The organism is Clostridium rectalis (assembly GCF_900626095.1).
GTDB lineage: Bacteria > Bacillota > Clostridia > Clostridiales > Clostridiaceae > Clostridium_AS > Clostridium_AS rectalis.
Map to the genome: position 1 here is coordinate 248,090 of NZ_UYZZ01000004.1, position 22,956 is coordinate 271,045.

The window sequence follows — 22,956 nt, forward strand, 5'->3', positions numbered from 1 at the left end:
TAAAGTAATATATTAATTTTAGAGGGTGGCTAACTTGAAAAAATTTCTAATTACTATGGCTGCTGTGCTTTTAATTATTATAATATACAATTACTATCCTAAAAGTGGTTCTTTTAATAAATTAATTTTAAATAAGTATTTTAATAATGAAATTCAGGATATAGAGATATGTAAAGGTACTAATAGAAAAGTAGTTAAGAGTGAAGACAAAATCAATGAATTAATGAGTTATTTTAAGAGTCTTAAACTTTTAGAGTATAAATTTAGAATACCTTATAGAAATGTTGATGCTTTTAAGTTAAGTATTCAAGAAAGAGATGGCACATTGATTAGGGTAACAATACAAAATAAAAATTATATTACCATTTTAGTAATAGATGAATATAAGCAAAAATCTAAAAAGTATAAGATTATTGAAGGAAGCATAAATAAAGATTATATTGAAAAGTTTTATAATGAATGTGAGGATATGAAAAATACAGGCTCTAAATTACTATAAAAAAGCTTTAACTATATATAGATTTATACATTAAATAAAAATAAATTTTAAAGTGTGGATTGAGGCCACACTTTATTTTTGTGTATTTACCTTTATTTACAAATAGTATGAGGATTTTTCAATAATTTTTAAGGGATAAATATTAATTTAGACATTTATTTTTCACATATAACCTATAGGCTATTTCTTCAAATAAAGAAAATGTACTGGAAGTTATAAGATATATTCCTAAGGCAACTGGTGCTTTTATTGTTATTAATATATTAAAAATACTCATAAATATAAGGTTTGATTTTTGAAGTTTAGCCTGATCCGCTATTTTTAAGTATTTAATGCAGGAAAGTAAGTTTGGACTTAAGGAGATTAATAAAAATATTATTGGAATTATAAAGTATTTATCAGGCATTTTAATATTAGTTACCCAGGGGATTATAATAGTTCCTACTTCCACAGGCATACGGATAATTACAAAATATAATGAAGATATTATTGGTAATTGCAATAAACCTACAAAGCATCCCAACATACTTTTAGCACTTTGCCTATAATACTTTTGAACTTCTATTTCAAATTTTCTTTTGTTATTTTTATATTTTGATTTTAACTCTTCAATTTTTTTTGATAACAACTGCTGCTGCCTAAGACTTATCTTTTGTTTTAATGTTATAGGTAAAATTAATAATCTTACTAGGATAGTCAATAAAATTATGGCGATTCCTAAGTCACCAGTTAGTGTGAAAATATAGTTTAATAGGCGGGTTAATTCACTGGTAATAATATTCATAAAATCTTCTCCTTATTAATCAATAAATATTTTTATTATTATGTAATTATATTTGTATATTTTCTTACCCCTTACTATAAAAAACTTTTAAAATTTTAATTGTGCTAATAAGGATAAATATTAAACCTATATAAGGTATGCTTGGGGCTAAAGATAATTTATAATTTAAAAGATTTAAGTTTAATATATTTTCATTTAACAATATAGAAAAAATTAATATAAAAATCATAGAGCAAGTACATGAGGTATTATTTCCCAAACCTTGATTTATCATATACAATCTTTCTTTGAAAGAGGATATAAAGGAAGTTTTTTGTCTTTCTTTTTTAGAAGCAGGAATAATAATTATGGAAATAACATTTGCAATAAGAAAATTATTAATATCAATAGTAAAGTTATAAAATGGGGATGTTATATTATTAAATGCTGCCATGGATATTAAAAGAATAGTGGTGTACATTAGATATCTTTTTATGAAATCAAAAATAATAGAGATTTTTCCTTTGTCAAGATTAGACTCTAGAATGATTGATTCACAAAATTTTTTATAATCTTTACCTATTATTAAGCTTATAGATGTATTTTCAATTTGAGCCTGTAGCATCATATCCATAATTTGTTGAAGAATTTCTTCTTTTTCTAAGGGTTTTAATTGGCTATTGTGAATATACTTATTTATACTCTTGTATAGATGTAAATTAGTATTATTTAATCTTTTTTCTTCTTTTAATCTGATTTTTTTAAGTTTCCATATGTAAAGCATTTTTATCCCTCCAATACATTATCTATGTTTTTTTTTATTATATTCCAAGAAACTATAAAATCATCTAATTTTTTAGAGCCTTCTTCAGTAATATAATAATATTTTCTCATGGGTCCAAATGGAGATTTTTTCATAATGGAGTAAATCAATTTTTTCTTTTCAAGTCTAATTAGTATAGGGTACACACTTCCCTCTGATATTTTTTCAAATCCATAGTGAATTAACTTTTCACATATTTCGTATCCATAAGTTTCATTAGTACGTATTAATTTTAAAATACAGCCTTCTAATAATCCTTTTAATATCTGAGTTGTATCTGACATTTAATCACCTACTTTGTATTGCATAATAGTATGTATATAACTATATCTTTACTACTATGTATTGTCAAGTAGGATTATATAATAATTTTAAATTTAGTAACCATTGTTACTGTTTAATGTATATGAAATTAGTATAATTTAAATTGTGAAAATGAAAAAACAAAGTATTTATTTTAGGAGGAATAAAATATGGGTATGTTTTGTTATCAATGTCAAGAGGCAGCTGGATGTAAAGGCTGTACAATAAGAGGGGTTTGTGGAAAGACTGAGGATTTATCAAAAGCACAAGATTTATTAATATATATAATAAAAGGGATATGTGTTTATAGTGTAAAAGGAAGAGAAGTTGGTATTATAAATAAAGAAGTAGATAATTTTATTACTGAGGGATTATTTGCTACTATAACTAATGCTAATTTTAATAGAAATGTTTTTATAAAAAAAATCAAAAAAGGTTTAAATTTAAGAGAAGAACTAAAAAATCAAATTATTAAATCAGGAGTAAATATAAAGCCTTCAAACTCAAATGAAAACTGGTTAAAGAAAATGCTTTCAACTGTTGGATTGAAAAAAGAGGAGGAATATAAACTACCTGATGCAGCATTATGGTTTGCAGATAATATTGAAGAGTTTAATTCAAAAGCAGAAACTGTAGGTGTATTAGCAACAGAAAATGAGGATATAAGATCTTTAAGAGAACTTATAACTTATGGAGTGAAGGGATTGGCTGCATATTGTGAACATGCAAATAATTTAGGATACAATAATGAGTTGATAAATGGATTTATGCATAAAGCATTAAAAGCTACTTTAGATGATACTTTAAATATAGATGATTTAGTTGCATTAACATTACAAACTGGTAAGTTTGGAGTGGACGCTATGGCTTTATTGGATAAAGCCAATACTGAAAGTTATGGTCACCCCGAAATTACCAAGGTTAATATAGGAGTTAGAAATAATCCAGGTATATTAATAAGTGGGCATGATTTACAGGATTTATATCAGTTATTAGAGCAGACAAAAGGAACTGGAGTAGATGTTTATACTCATAGTGAAATGTTACCTGCCCATTACTATCCAGCATTTAAAAAGTATCCACATTTTGCGGGAAATTATGGGAATGCATGGTGGAAACAAACAGAAGAATTTGAAAAATTCAATGGACCAATACTTATGACAACAAATTGTTTAGTTCCCCCAAAAGAGTCATATAAGAATAGAATTTATACTACAGGCGTTGTAGGATTTGATGGAGTAAAGCATATAGATGCTAATGAAAAAAAAGAGAAAGATTTTTCTCAAATAATAAATCATGCTAAAAAATCTTTACCTCCAGTTGAAATAGAAAAAGGAGAAATTGTAGGTGGATTTGCACATAATCAGGTATTTGCGTTAGCTGATAAGGTTGTAGAAGCAGTAAAAAGTGGAGCTATAAGAAAGTTTTTTGTTATGGCTGGATGTGATGGAAGGGCTAAAGATAGAAACTATTACACAGAATTTGTTAAAAAGCTTCCAAAAGATACTGTTATTCTTACGGCAGGGTGTGCAAAGTATAAGTATAACAAATTAAATTTAGGGGATATTGGAGGAATACCAAGAGTACTTGATGCAGGTCAGTGTAATGACTCATATTCTTTAGTGTTAATAGCATTAAAGTTAAAGGAAATATTTAAGTTAGAGGATATTAATGAATTACCAATAGCTTATAATATTGCGTGGTATGAACAAAAAGCTGTCATTGTACTTCTTGCATTATTACACTTAGGAGTTAAAAACATTCACTTAGGGCCTACTCTTCCGGCATTTTTATCCCCAAATGTAACTAAAGTTTTGGTGGACAATTTTAAAATAGGCGGAATAACAAATGTAGATGATGATATGAAAATGTTTTTATCATAGAGGTCATAAAGCACTGGGAAAATCCAGTGCTTTTATTTTATAGGTCATACTGGATTGTTATCAGTAGTGTAATATTTTGAAAGGTGAGATTATTTCTATGAATGGTTAATTTATTATAGTAGAAGGGAAATAAGCCAGTAGACCATTACAGACACATTCAATAATAAACTTTTTTATATTTAGTTGTATTTTGAAACTTGCTTTCTGCACGTGAAAGTACGTCTTCCATAATATCTATATAGCGTTGAGAAACATTTGGACATGCATCTAATAGTGAATCTATAACAAAATCAATATTTGTATCATCTATTTTTTTACAGTTAATATCTTCTTCACATAATACACATTGGCTATCTAGAGAACTATAAATTTTATCTACTACTGGAGATTGCATTACAGTATCATTTTGGATACAACTTTCCGCAAAGTATAAATTTCCTTCCATAACTATAAATCTACCATAGGCATATTCTTTTTTACCCGTATCTGATGGTTCTTCTGAAGTAGAAGGACAATCATATTGGGTGTGTTCTACATGTTTTATATCAAGAATATGCTTTTGCTCTTTTCTTGTTAGTACACATCTTATTTCTAACTCTAGTAATCTTTCCTTCATATCCTTGGAAAAATCTTCACCTAATTCTGAAATAAAACGTTTCATTGATATGGTTTTTTGCATTTTGTAATTCTTTCTCATGTATTTATTCTCCTTTATATAATTATTTATATCATAGCCCATACACCAAGCAATTGTTTTAAGTGCAACATTATAAGACTTCCCTTAATATTTAGAGAAGCAATTTATGATTTAGGTTATTTAGGTTATTTAAATTGTGGTAAGCTATTGGATTCATTAAACTAAAGTTTGGTGGAGAGTAAATATCTTTATGATATTTAAGGGCAGGTTTATTTTATAGAACCAAAAAAACTCCATCTTAATTAGTATTATTTTAAATGAACTGTAAATATATAGGACGAACATTAAAATAAAATATAATAAGATAAAACCACCTTATCTAAAGGTGGTGCAACATTTAATGTCCATATTATTAAAATATAGAATAACCTTAAATATTTTACTGGCCAATATTAAATAATACAATTGTATGTATATAGTATATCACTATAATGGAAAAATAGCAAAAATTGTACTAGCTCTTATTTCTTGTTCCGTTTTCTGCGTACTGTTTACTTGAGTTTCCTCTATTCATATAACCATTTTTAGCATTTTTACTATTATTAGTTGAAGCCTCAGCTTCTTGATTTATAGTTTTTGTAGTTTTTTTTACAGACATAATTACCCCTCCTAAATTTTAATTTACAATATTAGTATCCCGTAGAAAAGGGGGAATTATTCATTATATATTATACTTGGTATAAATTAGATATTTAGAAGCATAATAAGAGTGCATATATAAGAAGGGGGTGCGGATTTGAGTGAAGGATTAGTGGTGGCAGTTAGATCTATAATAGGTTTCTTTTCACTTTTAATATTTGCAAGAGTTTTAGGAAAGCAGCAAATAAGTCAGTTGACCTTTTTTGAATATGTTTTAGGAATCACTATAGGATCTACTGCAAGTACTTTAAGTACAGATTTATCTAGTAGAGCTTGGCCTCATTGGGTTGCCCTTATTAGCTGGGCAGTACTTGGTTATTTAATGGAGTTAATTACTATAAAATTTAGGGGAGCAGCAAAATATATAGATGGGGAGCCTACAGTTATAATTGTGAATGGTAAAATAATGGAGCAATCATTGAAAAGAATGAAGTATAGAGCTTCAGACATATTACAGTTATTAAGAAATAAAGATATATTTGATTTAAACCAAGTAGAATTTGCAATTATAGAGCCTAATGGACAAATATCAATACTTAAAAAGGCTGAATTTCAACCATTAACTCCTAATGACATTGATAAAACTGTGGAACCTAATTATATAAGTACTGAACTAATTTATGATGGTATCATTATTGAAGAAAATTTAAAGTATTTTAATAAAAATAAGAAATGGTTAAAGAAAGAGTTAAAAAAACAAAATATAAAATCATCAGAGGAAGTTTTTTTAGCTACTGTAGATAAGGCGGGAAATCTTTATATTGATAAATATGATGATTGCATTAAGAAAACCACTAATGACGGAGAGTATAAAGGTCCATGTTAAAGGCAGGTGATTGTAAAATGAAAAAATTTTGTCTTAAATTTACTCCCATCATTATATTGGCTTTATTTATTGTAGTTATGTTAAGTGGAAATTACTTAAAAAAACCTATTACTACAGATGATGATGTAATAGGGCTTATTAGAGTGGTTATGGATAATGTCAATAAGGAAGAGTGGAGTTTGGCTAGTGAGAATGCAAATAAGCTTAATTATGCATGGAATAAAGTAGAGAAAAGAATACAGTTCAGCTCAGAAAGAGATGAAATGAATGAGCTAAGTGCAAGTATTGCTAGGTTAAAAGGGGCCATTATGGCAAAGGATAGATCAATATCTTTGGTGGAATTAAATTTGGCATATGAGCATTGGGAAGGTTTAGCAAAATAAATATAGTATAAAAAACCCAGTAGATTTAATATAATCTACTGGGTTTTTATACTTAAAATATATCTGGATGAATTTAAATCTTATATTTAGAGGCATCATATTTATCACCATTATAATTTTTATATCTTAAAGAATAGCGGGATTTTCTATATTTATAAACATACCTTTTGGAAAATCTTCCTTATAAGATTTAAAATTTATTTTAAATATATTGTATAATAAATATTGATATAAAAGGTAATTTATTTTTATTTAAAATGTTTTATATATTAAGGGGGATATTTTATGAATAGTATATTGCTAGTTGAAGATGATAATATTTTGGCATATAGTGTGGAATATACTTTAAAAGATGAGGGTTTTAACGTAAAGTGTGCTAATAGTATAAAAAAAGCTAAAGAAAGTATAGAAAAAGATAGCTTTGATTTAATAATTTTAGATGTAATGCTTCCAGATGGAAATGGATATGATTTTTGCAAAGAGATAAGGAGAAACTCTGAAGTGCCAATAATTTTTTTAACTGCTTGTGATGAAGAAGCTAATGTGGTTATAGGTCTTGATATAGGGGCGGATGATTATATCACAAAACCTTTTAGGATAAAGGAATTAGTATCACGAATAAAAGCTATACTTAGACGTAATAAAAAGTTATTAAAGGATTTAAGTGTATTAAGTTCTGGAAGTATAAGGGTGCAAACTCTTCAAGGAAAGGTAGAAAAGGATAATAAAGAAATAATCCTTACAGCACTTGAATATAAACTCCTTTTAATTTTGATGAAAAGTCCTAAGCAGATATTAAGCAGAAATATTATATTGGAAGGACTGTGGGATACTGAAGGCGAATTTGTAGATGATAATACCCTTTCGGTATACATTAGAAGGTTAAGAGAAAAAATTGAGGATGATAAGGCTAATCCAAAATATATTATTACATATAGAGGACTAGGATATAAATGGAATTATAAAGTAATATAACTTTAGTATTTATACTTATTTATTATGAAAAAATAGGGTTAGAAGTCATGAAGTTATATTATGTTTTTAAAGGTTAATAGATATAAAATTTGGAAGGAGTATTTTTATGAATTCAATTGTAAAAAATCCTGAAATGAAAAGTATAATTATAAAACTTTTAATAATTCAAAGTATATTTTTGGGAATTATATATATGTTTTTTTATTGTGAATTCTATAATTTGAATGATAATATAGTAAATCAAAACTCCGCTATAATGGGCAAGATATTATTAGCTCACCCAGAATTAGAAGGAGAAATTGTAAGTTATATAACTAAAGGTGCAAATAAGGAACAGATAGTTAAAGGAAAAAAGGTATTAAGTGAGTATGGATATTATGAAGATATGAATAGAAATTCTAATCCACTTTTAAAAGAATTTTATAAGGAATTTAAATTAAAATATTTATTAACAATTTTAATAGGGGTATTATGCATTTTATATGTGGTTTTTTTTGAGTATAAAAAAATGTTTTATAAAGTAAGGGAGATATCTTTTGCTTCAGAAAAAGTTATGGATGATGACTATAGTGTGGTTTTACCGGAGAATAAAGAGGGAGATTTCTCAATATTAGCCCATAATTTTAATTTAATGTCTAATAGACTTAAATTAGGTTTTTATAAATTAAAGCAGGAAAAAATTTTTTTGAAAAATATTTTATCAGATATATCTCACCAATTAAAAACACCACTAACTTCTTTGGTTACAATTAATGAACTATTACTTACAAGAAAGGATATGGAAGAGTATATTAGGATAGATTTTTTGGAAAAAAGCTCCTCACAATTAGATAGGATGGAGTGGCTTATTATAAATTTATTAAAGATTGCAAGACTTGAAGCAGGAGCCATAAATTTCCAAAGGAAGAGTATTTTAGCCGTAGAGTGTATAAAAGATGCTTTAGAAAGTTTAAAATATAAATCAGAGGAAAAAAACCAAAATATAATTATAAACGGGGACTTAGATAGTGTGATTTTATATGTTGATAAACAATGGACTACTGAGGCAATATTAAATATTATAAAAAATTGTATTGAACATACTAAAAAAGGAGGGGAAATAAAGATAGGTATTTCTGAAACTCCTTTATTTAGCAGAGTAACTATTGAGGATAATGGTGAGGGCATAGATAAAAAAGATTTACCTCATATATTTAAAAGATTTTATAAGGGAAGCAATTCTTTAGAAGCTGAAAGTATAGGGATAGGTCTTGCACTAACTAAATTAATTGTGGAAAGTCAAGGTGGAACCATAGTAGTAACTAGTGAAAAAAATAAAGGAAGTAAATTTGTAATTACTTTTTTAAAGGTAATAGTATAGAAATATTTAAAAAATAAACATATAACATAGATTTTTGATCATCTATGTTATATGTTTATATTATTTTTAGATTTTTATTATTAGATTAATTAGATTGTATTTACTAAATATAACTTAGATATACTTAATGTAATTATATAAAGGTTAAATTATTATTTTAGATATTTATGTAAATATACATTAGAGATAATTGATGAAATTGCAAATGAGATTACTGTAGCTATTGCAGCTCCGTTATACCCAAAGTTTAGGATTAAAACAATATCTAATATTATGTTTAAAACGCCTGTAATAATTGAATTATAAAAATTAACTTTAGTTTTTTTGATGTTAAATAGTATATTTCCACTAGGGATTCTAAAGGTACCTGCTATAAAATATCCAATCCATAAAATCCTAAAAGCATTTACAGAGTCTAAATATCCATTACCGAATACTATTTTTATGATAAATGGGGCAAATAAAATACAAAAAGTACTAATAAACCCATTTATAAATAAAAGATATTTTTGTAATTTAATATATTTTTCTTTAATCCAATTTTTGTCGTTACTATTTTTTGCGAAATATGGATAAACGAAGATCATAATAGATGACGGTAAAAATAACATATTCATAGGAAGTAAGGTAGCAATTTTATATGTAGCGATAATAGATGTATCTTTAATCAGATTACCGATTAAAAGTATATCTAGTTGAAAAAGCAATTGTGAAATTGCATTAGTAATTGATGCTATTATAGAAAATTTTAAAAAGTTTTTTTTCTCATCTTTATTAGGATAATCAACCTTAAAAAAATTCACTATATATTCCTTTATAAAGGCTATTCCTAATATAATGGATAATGTGTATGAGATATATTTAGCAGAAATTATACCAGATATACTAAACAATAACCCTAAAAGTATGGTTCCTAAAAAATATAGTAGTGTATTTGTGGTACTAAGTATAGAAAATTTTTTGTTCTGAAATAAAACTCTTAAATATACTTGTATATCTTCAAAAACTATAGAAAAAATTGGGAATATACTTAAGTATAATAAAATTTTCCTACTCCCTTCTATGGATAGGTTACCGAATATGGAAAATAGAACTATAAAAAAGCATATACATAAATTGCTTATAATACCTATTTTCACTCCGTATTTTAAATAGGATATTTTTTTCAACTCATCTTTTGTTTCACTACAGTATTGTAAAATAGCAGGAACAGTTCCAAGGCCTTGTAATAATAAAAATGTATTTAATATAGTTTGAGCATAGGTAAAATCACCAAATAAATTACGACTTATAATCCTAGGTAAAACTATAGCTATTCCAAAATTTATAATTTTATTTATAAAGTTGGCTCCGAATATATGTAAAAAACCTTTTTTCACCAATAGTTTAAAATCCCTTAAAATTCTTGCCATTATAGCTATCTCCTTTTTTATTCATACAAAAAATTTAAGGTTTATAGGTTTTTATAAACCTTAAATGAATTTTAGATGTAGTATTAAATATTAAGAATAATTTTCATATAAATAAGTTATTAAATCAATGTAAAGTAATAATCATAATATGTCTATATTGTACATTAAAATAGATGAAGTATATTTTAACTTCATCTATTTTAATGTTACTTTCCTAATCTTAATTATTTTAAAAAATTATTAATAAATGAATTACAATTATATTATATATAAAATTGTATATTTTATAAAGTATTAGTTTAAATTTGGGGATTTAGACCGTGGGGCAGTTTAAATAGCTGTTTTATGTTTTTGTGAATATTTATTTTAAATATATTGTCAGAAAGACTTAAGTATATTCGTATAAGGTTATGAAAAGCTTCTTATTTGAAAATTATATGAGGAGGGGTATGTAAAAGGGGGAAACTATGAAAATTAATGAGTCCAATTTTATAGATAAGATAAAAAAGAATTGATGAACGCTATGGATAAATTAAATTGTGAAAATAAAGAAATTTTTAAAGGTAATGATAAATTTATAAAAGTATTCCAATCATTAGATTCAAATGAAAAGTATACTATAGTTACAAGTGACTTTAACAATGTGGAGTTTAGATATGATTTAAAATTTAACATAAAACTTAAGTAAATTTATTTAAGAAGCCATTGATATTTTTAAATATCAATGGCTTGAGCCATTTAAAAAATTTCAATTATTGTATTTTGTTAAAGTGAGACAGAAGTTTAATTTTTAATAAATCATATTTAAAATGCATAAAATGTATAAAAAGTAAAAATTAAAAAGAAGGATTTCTATTAAATGTAAAGAATGTAATAATTATAGAGTATTTATCAAAATAAATATAATATAGGAGGAGAAAACATGAAAAAGAGGACAGCTATATTAAGTATCTTATTGGGTGTCTTTATGGTTTTAACACTAAATGTTGGACAAGTTAAAGCAGCAAGTAAACAAGATATTGTAGACTATGCTATGCAGTTTATTGGGGTACCATATGCAGACAATGGAAATACACCAAGTGGGTTTGATTGTTCAGGATTTGTTCAATATGTATATAAAAATTGTGCAGGAATATATTTGCCAAGAACTAGTTATCAACAATATGAAGTAGGAAGCCCAGTGTCAAGAAATAATTTGCAACCGGGAGATTTAGTTTTTCCAGAGGCACACTTAGGACATGTGGCGATTTATGTAGGTGATGGACAGATAATACATTCACCAGAACCAGGAGATCAGGTAAGGGTTGCAAAGATGTATAATTTCTATGGGGCAAAAAGAATTATATCATGTCCTTATGTAGAGCCAGCATCTAAGTATGCTACACCTATAAGAAGTAGGTATGTGGTTATAACAGAGCCTCAAGTTATAAGAAATGCGCCATGTTATGCAGCATCAGTGGTAAGAACATTAAACCATGGTGAAGTAATAGATGTGTATAAGACATATGAGTATGACGGTGTGTGGTGGTCTTTAATAGCTAGAGGAGTTAAACAGCAATGGATTAGGTCAGCTTATATAAAAGAAAAGGCTCCACAGGTTAATTCAAATGCAAGCCCTATAAAAAAAAGATATAAGGTAAATGTATCTTCTTTACAAGTTAGAAGTTATCCAGATAAGATATCACCAGTTGTGGCGACATTAAAAAAAGGTGATGTTGTAGATATATATGCAGAGCATAAAGGTTGGTATTTAATAGCCAGAGGAGTTAAACAGCAGTGGGTTCCTATAAATTCTTTATCTAAGTAATACTTAAGATAATTATTAATTTTATATAATAGGGAATTTATAAATAAGTATAGTATTGTTCACTTTAAATCTTAATTTATGATTAAGATAGTATTAAATACTATTATAATCATAATCAATTGAAATAGTATTTAAATAAAGAAATATAGAAAAACCATGGATAGGGGTACACTAAATCCATGGTTTTTTAATATTGTTAAAATATAAAGAAGTACAATACATGAATAATTTTAGTTATGTCCAATGTTATGATAATTATTCTAAATAATTGGAATTTATTATTTTTCCCATTATTTGATAATTGATTTAAGAAATGATTTTATATATTAATATGTAGGTTATGTCTATATTTATATGTCATAAAGTAAAATTTCCCATATCATATATTACTGAAGAGTAATATCAAATAAGTAAATTTAACACTAAAACTATATATGTAAAATTTGAATTAAATAATTTAAAAATATGAGAATGGAGGAAATTTTATGGCTGCAACAATTAGAGGAGTAGTTTTTGATGACTTAAATAATAATGGTACATTGAATCCAGGGGAACCAGGAATACCTAATGCCTATGTGGTTATACGTGATCCTAACGGGGTATGTACAACTGTTCAAACCAATGCATCTGGAGTATATATCTTTTCAAATCTTAATTTAGCAGGGAACTATACTGTTTATGAAACTGCTATAAATCCAGGCGCTACTTGTCCACCAACAAATTTTGGGCAACCAGCAGGGTTTACAAATTCCAGTACTTTTAGAACACAAACAATAAATGTAACTCAAACCCAAATAGATAATAACTCTACCATTAATGGTAGAAATTATGGTCATGATAATCCGGAAACTTTTACTTGTAGGCCCATTGGATATCAAGTGGCTGTACCACCCTCAGCTGCAAATAGCGAATTTGTAGAAGTAAATTTAGTAACAGGTAAATACAATATAATAAATCCAGATATGGGAGTTAGGATAAATCCTATAGCATATAATGTTTTAGATAATATGATATATGGTACGATTGGTACTACCAATAATTTAACAAGAATTTCAAGGGATGGCAGTAGAACAAATTTTGGTGCTATTACGGGATTACCAAATGTATTTTATACAACAGGGGATATAGATAATCAAGGTAATTTGTATATATATATAAATGATACAGCAACTTTTTATCAGGTTGATTTAAATCAAAACTCTGCTACTTTTGGTCAAGTTTTAAATTCTGTACCAATAACCCCTATCAGTGTATCTGATTGGTCATGGAATCCAATTGATGGGCAATTATATGGTGTAACTTTTGATGGAATTGCAGTAAGGGTAAATCCCTTTAATGGTAATGTTACTAATTTAACAACAGTAGGGGTACCAGGGGTATCTTCCTATGGAGCTACCTTTATAGATGCATCAGGAACTTTATATGCTATAAACAATGCTACAGGGAGAGTCTACCGTATAATAATTTCAGGAAACAACGCAACTGGTGAAAGGTTTTCTCAGGCTGTACCAACCAGTATAAATGATGGGGCTATGTGTCATAATTCATTAATTGAAATAGATTTTGGTGATGCTCCTGATCCAACTTCAGGAACGGGAGTAGATAATTATAATACACTACTTGCTAACAATGGACCTAGACATCAAATAATAAACCAATTAACTTTAGGAACTCAAGTAACAGCTGAAAATGATGCTTATGCAAATTTAACTACAGATGCTACAGGAGATGATATACTACAGGGGATACAAGATGATGGTACTACTTTACCACTTACGCCGTTATTAGTAACAGATACCACCTACTCTTTAACAGTAGATGTAGTAAATAACACAGGATTACCAGGAAATGTATATGGATGGATAGATTTTAATAAAAATGGTGTATTCCAGGGAAATGAGGCTACACCAGTTGTAGTAGTACCATCAGATCCAGGGGTGCAGCAAGTAGTATTAAACTTTACAGTACCTGTAGGTGTTAATTTGAAACCAGATCATACCTTTGTAAGGGTTAGAGTTACAACAGATGAGCTAATAAATCAAAATTCTTCACAAACGGCTGAGGATACGAGGAGTATAGGACCAGCATCAGATGGAGAAGTTGAAGATTATTATTTACAAATAGATCCAGTGGCAGATATATTTGTAGTTAAAACAGCAGACCCAGATCCAGTAATACCAGGAGAAGTATTAACTTATAAAATTGATGTGGTGAATGCAGGACCATCAGATGCTGAAAATGTTGTTTTAGATGATGAAGTTCCACCTACTATAAAAGCACCAGAATTCTCCATAGATGGAGGAGCAACCTTTAATCCATGGCCAACGATTTATGATATAGGAACATTATTAGCTGGTAAAACAATAACTATTTTAATAAGAGGAATAGTAGAATCATTTGCTACAGGGATTATAAGTAATGTTGCAAATGTAATTTCATCAACACCGGATCCAGATCTAAATAATAATACATCAATAGTATTTACACAGGTTAATGCATTAGCGGATATTTCAGTTGTGAAAACGGCAAGTCCAAATCCAGTAAATCAAGGAGAAACATTAACCTATACAATTGATGTAATAAATGCAGGGCCAGCAGATGCCCAGAATGTTGTTTTGGATGATGTCATTCCACCTGAAATCATTGGAGCAGAATTTTCAACAGATGGAGGAATAACCTTTAGTCCATGGCCAGGAAGTTTTGATATAGGAACATTATCAAATGGAGAAACAAGAACTGTTTTAATAAGAGGAACAGTGTCACCATCGGCAATAGGTATTATAAGTAATACCGCAGGGGTAATTTCATCTACACCTGACCCCAACTTGGATAATAATATGTCAACAGTGGATACCGAAATTAATACAGCGGATATTAGTGTTATAAAAACATCTGATTTAAATCCAGCATTTCCAGGAGAGATATTAACTTATACAATTAAAGTATCAAATGCAGGACCAGCAGATGCTGAAAATGTGGTTTTAACGGATGCTATTCCACCTGAAATTGTAGGGGCAGAATTCTCAGTAGATGGAGGGGTAACCTTTAATCCATGGCCAGGAAGTTTTAATATAGGAACATTATTAGATGGTGAAACAAGCTCTATTTTAATAAGAGGGACAGTAGCGGCATCAGCAATAGGCATTATATCTAATACTGCAAATGTAACATCAACAACACCAGATCCTAATCCGGATAACAACACATCAACAGTAGATATAGAAGTTAATGCTTTAGCTGATATTTCAGTTATAAAAACAGGAAGTCCAAATCCAGTAGTATCAGGAGAGACTTTGACCTATACAATTGATGTATCAAACTTTGGACCATCCCTTGCTGAAGATGTTACTTTAAGTGATGTTATTCCACCTGAAATAACAGGAGCAGAATTCTCAACAGATGGAGGAATAACCTTTAATCCATGGACAGGAAGTTTTAATCTTGGAACATTATTAAATGATGAAATAAGAACTATTATAATAAGAGGAACAGTAGCTCCAGTAGGTCCAGGCTTTATAACTAATACTGTAGATGTAACATCAACAACATTAGACCCTAATTTAAGTAATAATACATCAACAGCGGTTATAGAGGTTAATGAGTCTACTCAAGTAGCAGATGTTGGGGTTTATAAATCTGTAGATATGAATCCGATAACTCCAGAGGAAATGGTAGTTTACTCCATCAAAGTATCAAATTTTGGACCCGCAGATGCCCAAAATGTTATTTTAACGGATAATATACCACCTGAAATAACAGGAGCGGAATTCTCAACAGACGGAGGAGCAAATTTTAATCCATGGCCGGGAAGTCTGGATATAGGAACATTACTATCTGGTGAAACAAGAAACATTTTAATAAGAGGAACAGTGTCACCATTAGTTACAGGGATTATAAGTAATACTGCAGAGGTAAGCTCAGCAACGCAAGATCCTAATCCAAGCAATAATACATCTACAGTAGATGTGGAAGTTGTACCATCTGCAGATGTTTCAATTACAAAAACATCGGCTCCCAATCCAGTAATACCAGGAGAAATATTGACTTATACAATTAATGTATTCAATGCAGGTCCATCAAATGCTCAGGATGTTGTTTTAATGGATTTCATTTCATCTGATATTATAGGAGCAGAGTTTTCAATAGATGGGGGAGCAAACTTTGATCCATGGTCAGGAAGTTTTGATATAGGAACAATACTAGCTGGTGAAACAAAAACTATATTGATAAGAGGAACAGTGTCTCAATCAGCTACAGGAACTATATCTAATACTGCCAATATAACTTCATCAACACCAGATCCTGATCTGGATAATAATGAAACTACAGTGGATACAGAAGTTAATGCATTAGCAGATATTTCAGTTATAAAAACAGGAACTCCAAATCCAGTAGTAACAGGGGAAATATTAACTTATACAATTGATGTATCAAATGCAGGACCAGCAGATGCCCAAAATGTTGTTTTGGATGATGCCATATCACCTGATATCATAGGAGCAGAATTTTCAATAGATGGAGGAGCAAACTTTAATCCATGGACAACAATATATATTATAGGAACATTACCAGCTGGTGAAACAAGAACTATTTTAATAAGAGGAACAGTGTCACCGTCGTCTATAGGAACTATAAGTAATACTGCAAGTGTAATTTCATCAACACCAGATCCTGATTTGGATAATAATGAAACTACAGTGGGTACAGGAGTTAATGCATTAGCAGATATTTCAGTTATAAAAACAGGAATTCCAAACCCAGTATTAACAGGAGAAATATTAACTTATACAATTGATGTATCAAATGCAGGACCAGCAGATGCCCAAAATGTTGTTTTGGATGATGCCATTCCACCTGATATTATAGGAGCAGAGTTTTCAATAGATGGAGGAGTGACCTTTAATCCATGGCCAATAATTTATATTATAGGAACAATACCAGCTAGCGAAACAAAAACTATTTTAATAAGAGGGACAGTGTCACCATCAGCTACAGGAATTATAACCAATAATGCTGCTGTAATTTCATCAACGCCAGATCCTGATTTGGACAATAATGAAACTACAGTGGATACAGAAGTTAATGCATTAGCAGATATTTCAGTTATAAAAATAGGAAGTCCAAATCCAGTAGTAACAGGAGAAATATTAACCTATAAAATTGTAGTATCAAATACAGGACCGGCAGATGCAGAAAATGTTGTTTTAATGGATATTATTCCGCCTGAAATTATAAGACCAGAATTTTCAATAAATGGAGGAGTAACCTTTAATCCATGGACAGGAAGTGTTGTTATAGGAACATTAAAAGTTATGTCTTCAAGAACTATTTTAATAAGAGGTAAGGTAGTGTCATCAGATACAAAATGTAAATGTACAACTAATATAATAAATACCGCAAAAGTAATGTCAACAACGCCAGATCCAAATCTAAATAATAACACATCAATTGCCACTATAAAAACTAGTAGATATTTTATGGTTTGTTCTAAAAATTCTTGTTGTAATAAATGTAATATTGATTGTTATAATAAGGATTAAAATTAAAGTTATAACTTAGACTTTGTACGCAGGGATGGAAATAGCCCTGCGTATATTTGTTTATAGTTGTTATTAAAATAAAGTTAATTTATATAAAGATATTATATATTAACATTTCAAAACAAATTTTTTATTTCCATTTTATTTATTTCAATATTGAAATAAATATGGTTTAAAATCAGCTACATCAAAGACTTATCTATTGTATTTTAATTATCATAGGTCTTTCTTACTAAATAGTAAGATAAAAAACACCTCCTAGTAAGTTTTAGGTTTTATAATTAATATAAAATAGTTTATCTGAGGGCTATCATCTGTAGCACTTTTATCCTTTTTACATGGGAAAAAAGGGTTGATATCCACTGGATAAGTTTTTTTAGGATTCAGATTAAAAGAGGAGTTATCACAAGAATAACTAAATTTTACATGGGTAGAATCACTTAATAGTCAATAGGGAGGAAATGGTAATGGAAGTTTTAAAAACAATAGATTTATGTAAAAGTTATGGGTTTGGAGATACAAAAGTTGAAGCTTTAAAGAATGTAAATATATCTATTAATGAAGGAGAATTTGTAGCAGTAGTAGGGGCAAGTGGCTCAGGTAAAAGCACTTTATTACATTTGTTAGGTGGAGTGGATAAGCCTACTTCGGGAAAAGTAATAATTGATAAAGAAAATATATACAAGCTAAATGAAAAAGAACTTGCTGTTTTTAGGAGGAGAAAGGTAGGATTTATATTTCAGTTTTATAATTTAATACCTGTACTTACAGCAGAGGAGAATATAACTCTTCCAATACTTTTAGATAATAAGAAAGTTGATAAAAAATATAAGGATGAGTTATTAAATATTTTAGGTCTTAAAGATAGGAAAAATCATTTACCATCGGAGCTTTCAGGAGGACAACAACAAAGGGTATCTATTGGAAGAGCACTTTCATATAAACCTGCAATAATATTAGCAGATGAGCCAACAGGGAACTTAGACAGTAAGAATAGTAAGGAAATAATAGATTTACTTAGATTTTCTGTTCAAAAATATCATCAAACATTAATAATCATAACTCATGACTTAAATATTGCATCTCAGGCAGATAGAATAATAACTATAGAGGATGGGTGTGTGGTTAAAGATGAGGTGATTAAGAGATGAAAAAGTATAACACTATCACTTTTAGATATTTAAAAGGGCAGAAAAAAAGAACTATACTTACTATACTAGGTATAGTTCTTGCAGTTGCATTAATTAGTGCTATAGGGACTATGCTTGTAAGTATAAGGGGACAATATATAGAAAGTGCTATAAAAGCAAAAGGCCACTATCATGCAAAGTTTATGGAACTTAATAATGATTTAGTTAACAAATTAAATAACAATGTGGAAATAGAAAAAATTGCGGTAGTAAGTGATGAGGGCTCTGGAATACTTTCTAATGTAAAAGAAGAGGAAAGAGTTGTAAATCCTAAAGCACCTATGTATCGATATTTAAATATAGAAGGTTATGACAATAGGGCTTTTGAAATGCTACCTATTAAATTAAAGGATGGTAGACTTCCTAGAAATGAAAATGAAATATTATTAGAGTATTGGGCTCTTGATTATTTACCTTTAAAACCTAAAATAGGAGATAAAATTAAATTGGTTGTAGGTGAAAAAGAGGTTAATAAAACTAAAAGCAAAAATAAAGAAATTATTGAAAAAGATATATTTAATAAAAAGGGAGAAAAGGAATATAAAATAGTAGGTACATATGAGTTATCTATTTCATATCCGGGAGGCTACAATACAAAAGGAATAACTTTTTTAAATGAATTTAATATATTAAATGAATTTAAATATAGTGTATTTACAAAGATGGTTTCTCCAAAAGGTGTTCATGAAAAGTGTGAAAGAATAGCTAATAATCTAGAACTTAAGAAAATAGTGAATCAAAATGGAAAATATAACTATAATATCGAATACAATGAAGGGCTTTTAAGATTTTATGCAGAAAGCATAAATGAATCTTTAAATAGAGGATTAACATCTGTAGTTGTGTTTATAGTTGTTTTAATTATTATAAGTACTGCAGCAGTTATTTATAATATATTTAATATATCGGTTTTAGAGAGAGTTTCGCAATTTGGTATACTTAGATGTACAGGAGCAGCACCTAATCAAATAAAGGGTTTGGTTTTAAAGGAGGCTTTTATTTTAAGTTTAATAGGTATTCCTTTGGGACTTTTAAGTGGAATTTTGGCTATGGAAGTAGTAATTCGTATATTGGGAGTATTGCTAAGAAATGAGATTAAGGTAGTTTTATCTCCTGTAGTTTTTATAATAAGTGCTTTAATTGGGTTAATAACAATTTATTTATCAGTTATAGGCCCTGCCAGAAAGGCAGCTAAAGTGTCTCCACTAGAGGCAGTTAGAAATGCGGGAAGTTTTAAAAAGGAAAATATAAAGAAAGTAAAAAAATCTAGACTAGCAAATAAAATCTTTGGTATTGAAGGAGAAATTGCTTATAAAAACCTTAAGAGGAATAGAAAGAAATTTAGAATTACTGTATTTTCTTTAATTATAAGTATAGTACTTTATGTGGTTTTTGGAAGTTTTGCAACCTATGTTTACAAATTTGGAGCAGCACAAGAGAAGGACTTAAAAGATTTTGTTTTATGGAAGTATGGGCAACCACAAAAGGAAATAAGTTTATCTGTTTTAAATGATATTCAAAAATTTAAAGAGGTTGAAAAAACATACGCAGTTAGGAAAGAATCAAGGTGTATTTTAGTACCTGAGGAAAAAGTAAATCCGAGAATGTTTAAAGCAATGCCATTTATAAATGAAGAAAAAAAAGATGGTAAGTTTTGTTTTCGTAATAATAATATAATTTCGTATGGAGATAAGGTATTACCCGAGCTAAAAAAATATATTAAAGAAGGAGCTGTAGATATAGAAAAATTAAATAATGAAAATGGAGTAATACTTTTAAAAACTAGTAAATTAATTGATGATGCTACCCATAAACCCATTATTATGGATACAACAGATTATAAAGTTGGAGATTATATTGATATAATTGATGATAAATTAGGTGATAGTAATAAAATAGATATATCTAAAATTAAAAAAGTTAAAGTTTTAGGAATTTTAGATAAAGGAGTTTTAGACCATGAATATAATTTTAATGAGTCAGTAAGTCTTATAACTTCAGAAAAGATTTATAAAAATATCATTGGAAATAGTAATATTAGCACAGTATTTATCCAGCTAAAGGAAGGTGCAAATAAAGACAGTGTTGCAAGTTATTTAAAAGTTTTAAGTGAGAAAGATCCTAGATATAATTATATTGACCATATGGAGGAATCTAAAAAGAATAGAGATGGAGCTATAGCCGTAAATATATGTTTATATGGTTTTGTAGTGGTAATAAGCTTAATTGGAGCATTAAATATTATAAATACTATAAGTACTAATTTGATTCTAAGAAAAAGAGAATTAGCTATGCTAAGAGCCGTAGGAATGAATAAAAGCAAGATGACTAAGATGGTATGTCTTGAAGGAATATATTATGGCATAATTGCATCTATATATGGAGGCATTATTGGAACAGCACTTTCCTATAGATTATTTAAAATAATGACAGACATAAGAGAGTTTCAATGGGCAATTCCTAAAAAGGAAATACTAACTGCGGTAGTTGGAGTAATTATAATATCTTTAGCTTCTACTTATATACCGCTAAGAAAAATAAACAGAGAAAATATAATAGAAAATATAAGAGGGGAAGAGTAATAACAGATTAAAAACTTATTATATATTTCATGGGTGTATGTATTTTTAAAGGAGAAAAAAGGATGCTTCCGTTAAGTAGTATAAAAAACTATTCTCATAATAGAGAATAGTTTTTTATTTAAAGCTAGAATTAAATATATATAGTTATAAAGAGGAATCATGAGTTTAAGGTTCCTCTATTTTTGTACATATTATATGAAAATAAAGTAATTTAATATGATAAATGTCACTATACAGTTGTTATTTTTATCACTACAAAGAAAAGGTTAATTTTAGTAATCTATTATCATAGAGAAGAAAAGATATTTTATTTTAAAGTGAAAGAAGGGATTTTATGATACTTGAAATAAAAAACTTAGTGAAAAGGTATGGTGATTTTCTAGCTGTTGATAATGTTAATTTAGCTATAAAAGAGGGAAAAATAGTTGGACTTTTGGGTCCTAATGGTGCAGGTAAGACTACTACCATAAATACAATAATGGCACTTTCTAAAATAGATTCTGGTAAAATATTCGTTTTTGGCAAGGAGTTATATAAGTATGAGATGGAGATAAAGTCTAAGATAGGAATTGTGCCACAAGAGGTTGCTTTATTTGATGATTTAAAGGCATATGAAAATGTGACCTTCTTTGGAAGACTATATGGCCTTAAAGGCGAAAATCTAAAAAACAGTGTAAAGGATGCTTTAGAATTTACAGGGTTATGGGATAGGAAAGAGAGCTATCCTCAGCAATATTCTGGAGGAATGAGAAGAAGGCTTAATATAGCTTGTGCTATAGTTCATAAACCTAAGTTAATAATTATGGATGAGCCTACCGTTGGAATAGATCCACAGTCTAGAAAACACATTTTATCATCTGTAAAAAAACTAAATAAAATGGGATCAACAGTAATATATACATCTCACTACATGGAAGAGATAGAAGAAATATGTGATGAAATAGTAATAATGGATAAAGGGAAAATAATTGCAAGAGGGACAAATGAAGAATTAAAGTCCCTAATTTCAACTGAAGATAAAATAACTATGGAACTTTCTGGAATGAATTACACTATAGTAGATAGTATAAAAAAGATACAGGGGGTAAAGGACTGTATAGTAAATGAAAAATTCTTAGAAGTAGTATCAAAGAATAATAGTAGAAATTTAGGAGCAATTATAGATGTAATTGTAAACAATAATGTGGATATAAATAAAATAAATGTGGATAAGCCAACTTTAGAAGGAGTTTTTTTAACACTTACAGGTAGAAAATTAAGGGATTAGGAGATAT

General features: G+C 28.4%; 18 protein-coding genes. 12 read left to right on the forward strand and 6 right to left on the reverse strand.

The annotated features are described in order from the left end of the window. Positions 1–34: 34 nt before the first annotated feature. A complete protein-coding gene (locus EJL03_RS08350; RefSeq protein ID WP_125153510.1) occupies positions 35–499 on the forward strand; it encodes a hypothetical protein in 465 nt (154 codons plus the stop codon). Between the two features lie 142 nt (positions 500–641). Here the strand turns inward: EJL03_RS08350 and EJL03_RS08355 are convergent, their stop codons facing one another. The 3 genes from EJL03_RS08355 to EJL03_RS08365 form a co-directional block, all read right to left on the reverse strand. Continuing rightward, entirely contained in the window at positions 642–1,283 is a 642-nt protein-coding gene (locus EJL03_RS08355; RefSeq protein WP_125153511.1) for a YidC/Oxa1 family membrane protein insertase, read from the reverse strand. Between the two features lie 64 nt (positions 1,284–1,347). Further along, the gene (locus tag EJL03_RS08360) at positions 1,348–2,046 is read right to left on the reverse strand and encodes a DUF1048 domain-containing protein (protein ID WP_125153512.1); all 699 of its coding nucleotides are present in this window, start codon (positions 2,044–2,046) and stop codon (positions 1,348–1,350) included. Positions 2,047–2,048: 2 nt separating this feature from the next. Further along, the gene (locus EJL03_RS08365) at positions 2,049–2,369 is read right to left on the reverse strand and encodes a PadR family transcriptional regulator (RefSeq protein ID WP_125153513.1); all 321 of its coding nucleotides are present in this window, start codon (positions 2,367–2,369) and stop codon (positions 2,049–2,051) included. A gap of 189 nt (positions 2,370–2,558) precedes the next feature. Here EJL03_RS08365 and hcp point away from each other — a divergent pair, with 189 nt between their 5' ends. Beyond that, positions 2,559–4,271 carry a hydroxylamine reductase gene (gene hcp, locus EJL03_RS08370; RefSeq protein WP_125153514.1) on the forward strand — a complete coding sequence of 571 codons (1,713 nt, stop codon included), beginning with the start codon at positions 2,559–2,561 and terminating at the stop codon, positions 4,269–4,271. A 157-nt stretch (positions 4,272–4,428) separates the two neighbouring features. Here hcp and EJL03_RS08375 read toward each other — a convergent pair whose 3' ends face one another. Then, positions 4,429–4,968 (reverse strand): hypothetical protein, encoded by a 540-nt coding sequence (locus EJL03_RS08375; protein ID WP_125153515.1) that lies wholly within the window; start codon positions 4,966–4,968, stop codon positions 4,429–4,431. Positions 4,969–5,422: 454 nt separating this feature from the next. Beyond that, positions 5,423–5,566: a hypothetical protein gene (locus tag EJL03_RS16050; protein ID WP_164509041.1), complete on the reverse strand. Its 144-nt coding sequence runs from the start codon at positions 5,564–5,566 to the stop codon at positions 5,423–5,425. A gap of 138 nt (positions 5,567–5,704) precedes the next feature. Here EJL03_RS16050 and EJL03_RS08380 point away from each other — a divergent pair, with 138 nt between their 5' ends. The 4 genes from EJL03_RS08380 (at position 5,705) to EJL03_RS08395 (ending at position 9,151) form a co-directional block, all read left to right on the forward strand. Further along, positions 5,705–6,433, forward strand: coding sequence for a DUF421 domain-containing protein (locus EJL03_RS08380; RefSeq protein ID WP_125153516.1), 729 nt, complete (start codon positions 5,705–5,707; stop codon positions 6,431–6,433). A 17-nt stretch (positions 6,434–6,450) separates the two neighbouring features. Beyond that, positions 6,451–6,816, forward strand: a complete 366-nt coding sequence (locus EJL03_RS08385; protein ID WP_243108680.1) for a DUF4363 family protein — start codon at positions 6,451–6,453, stop codon at positions 6,814–6,816. Between the two features lie 285 nt (positions 6,817–7,101). Beyond that, positions 7,102–7,791 carry a response regulator transcription factor gene (locus EJL03_RS08390; protein WP_125153518.1) on the forward strand — a complete coding sequence of 230 codons (690 nt, stop codon included), beginning with the start codon at positions 7,102–7,104 and terminating at the stop codon, positions 7,789–7,791. 106 nt (positions 7,792–7,897) lie between these two features. Then, on the forward strand, positions 7,898–9,151 hold the full coding sequence (locus tag EJL03_RS08395; RefSeq protein ID WP_125153519.1) for a sensor histidine kinase: 1,254 nt from the start codon (positions 7,898–7,900) through the stop codon (positions 9,149–9,151). 152 nt (positions 9,152–9,303) lie between these two features. On the opposite strand, the gene EJL03_RS08400 is transcribed toward EJL03_RS08395, so the two are convergent. Further along, positions 9,304–10,563 (reverse strand): oligosaccharide flippase family protein, encoded by a 1,260-nt coding sequence (locus EJL03_RS08400; protein WP_125153520.1) that lies wholly within the window; start codon positions 10,561–10,563, stop codon positions 9,304–9,306. Between the two features lie 523 nt (positions 10,564–11,086). Between EJL03_RS08400 and EJL03_RS16055 the strand changes: the two genes are divergently transcribed. From EJL03_RS16055 to EJL03_RS08425, 6 genes are all read left to right on the forward strand, one after another. Beyond that, entirely contained in the window at positions 11,087–11,251 is a 165-nt protein-coding gene (locus EJL03_RS16055) for a hypothetical protein (protein ID WP_164509042.1), read from the forward strand. Positions 11,252–11,485: 234 nt separating this feature from the next. Further along, complete coding sequence (locus EJL03_RS16060) at positions 11,486–12,370, forward strand: NlpC/P60 family protein (RefSeq protein ID WP_164509043.1); 885 nt, start codon at positions 11,486–11,488, stop codon at positions 12,368–12,370. A 485-nt stretch (positions 12,371–12,855) separates the two neighbouring features. After that, positions 12,856–17,910, forward strand: a complete 5,055-nt coding sequence (locus tag EJL03_RS08410; protein WP_125153521.1) for a DUF6923 family protein — start codon at positions 12,856–12,858, stop codon at positions 17,908–17,910. Between the two features lie 467 nt (positions 17,911–18,377). Next, on the forward strand, positions 18,378–19,061 hold the full coding sequence (locus EJL03_RS08415) for an ABC transporter ATP-binding protein (protein ID WP_125153522.1): 684 nt from the start codon (positions 18,378–18,380) through the stop codon (positions 19,059–19,061). After that, entirely contained in the window at positions 19,058–21,682 is a 2,625-nt protein-coding gene (locus EJL03_RS08420) for an ABC transporter permease (RefSeq protein WP_125153523.1), read from the forward strand. Before EJL03_RS08415 ends, EJL03_RS08420 begins: the two co-directional genes overlap by 4 nt. Positions 21,683–22,016: 334 nt before the next feature. Further along, positions 22,017–22,949: an ABC transporter ATP-binding protein gene (locus EJL03_RS08425; RefSeq protein ID WP_125153524.1), complete on the forward strand. Its 933-nt coding sequence runs from the start codon at positions 22,017–22,019 to the stop codon at positions 22,947–22,949. Positions 22,950–22,956: the final 7 nt, after the last annotated feature.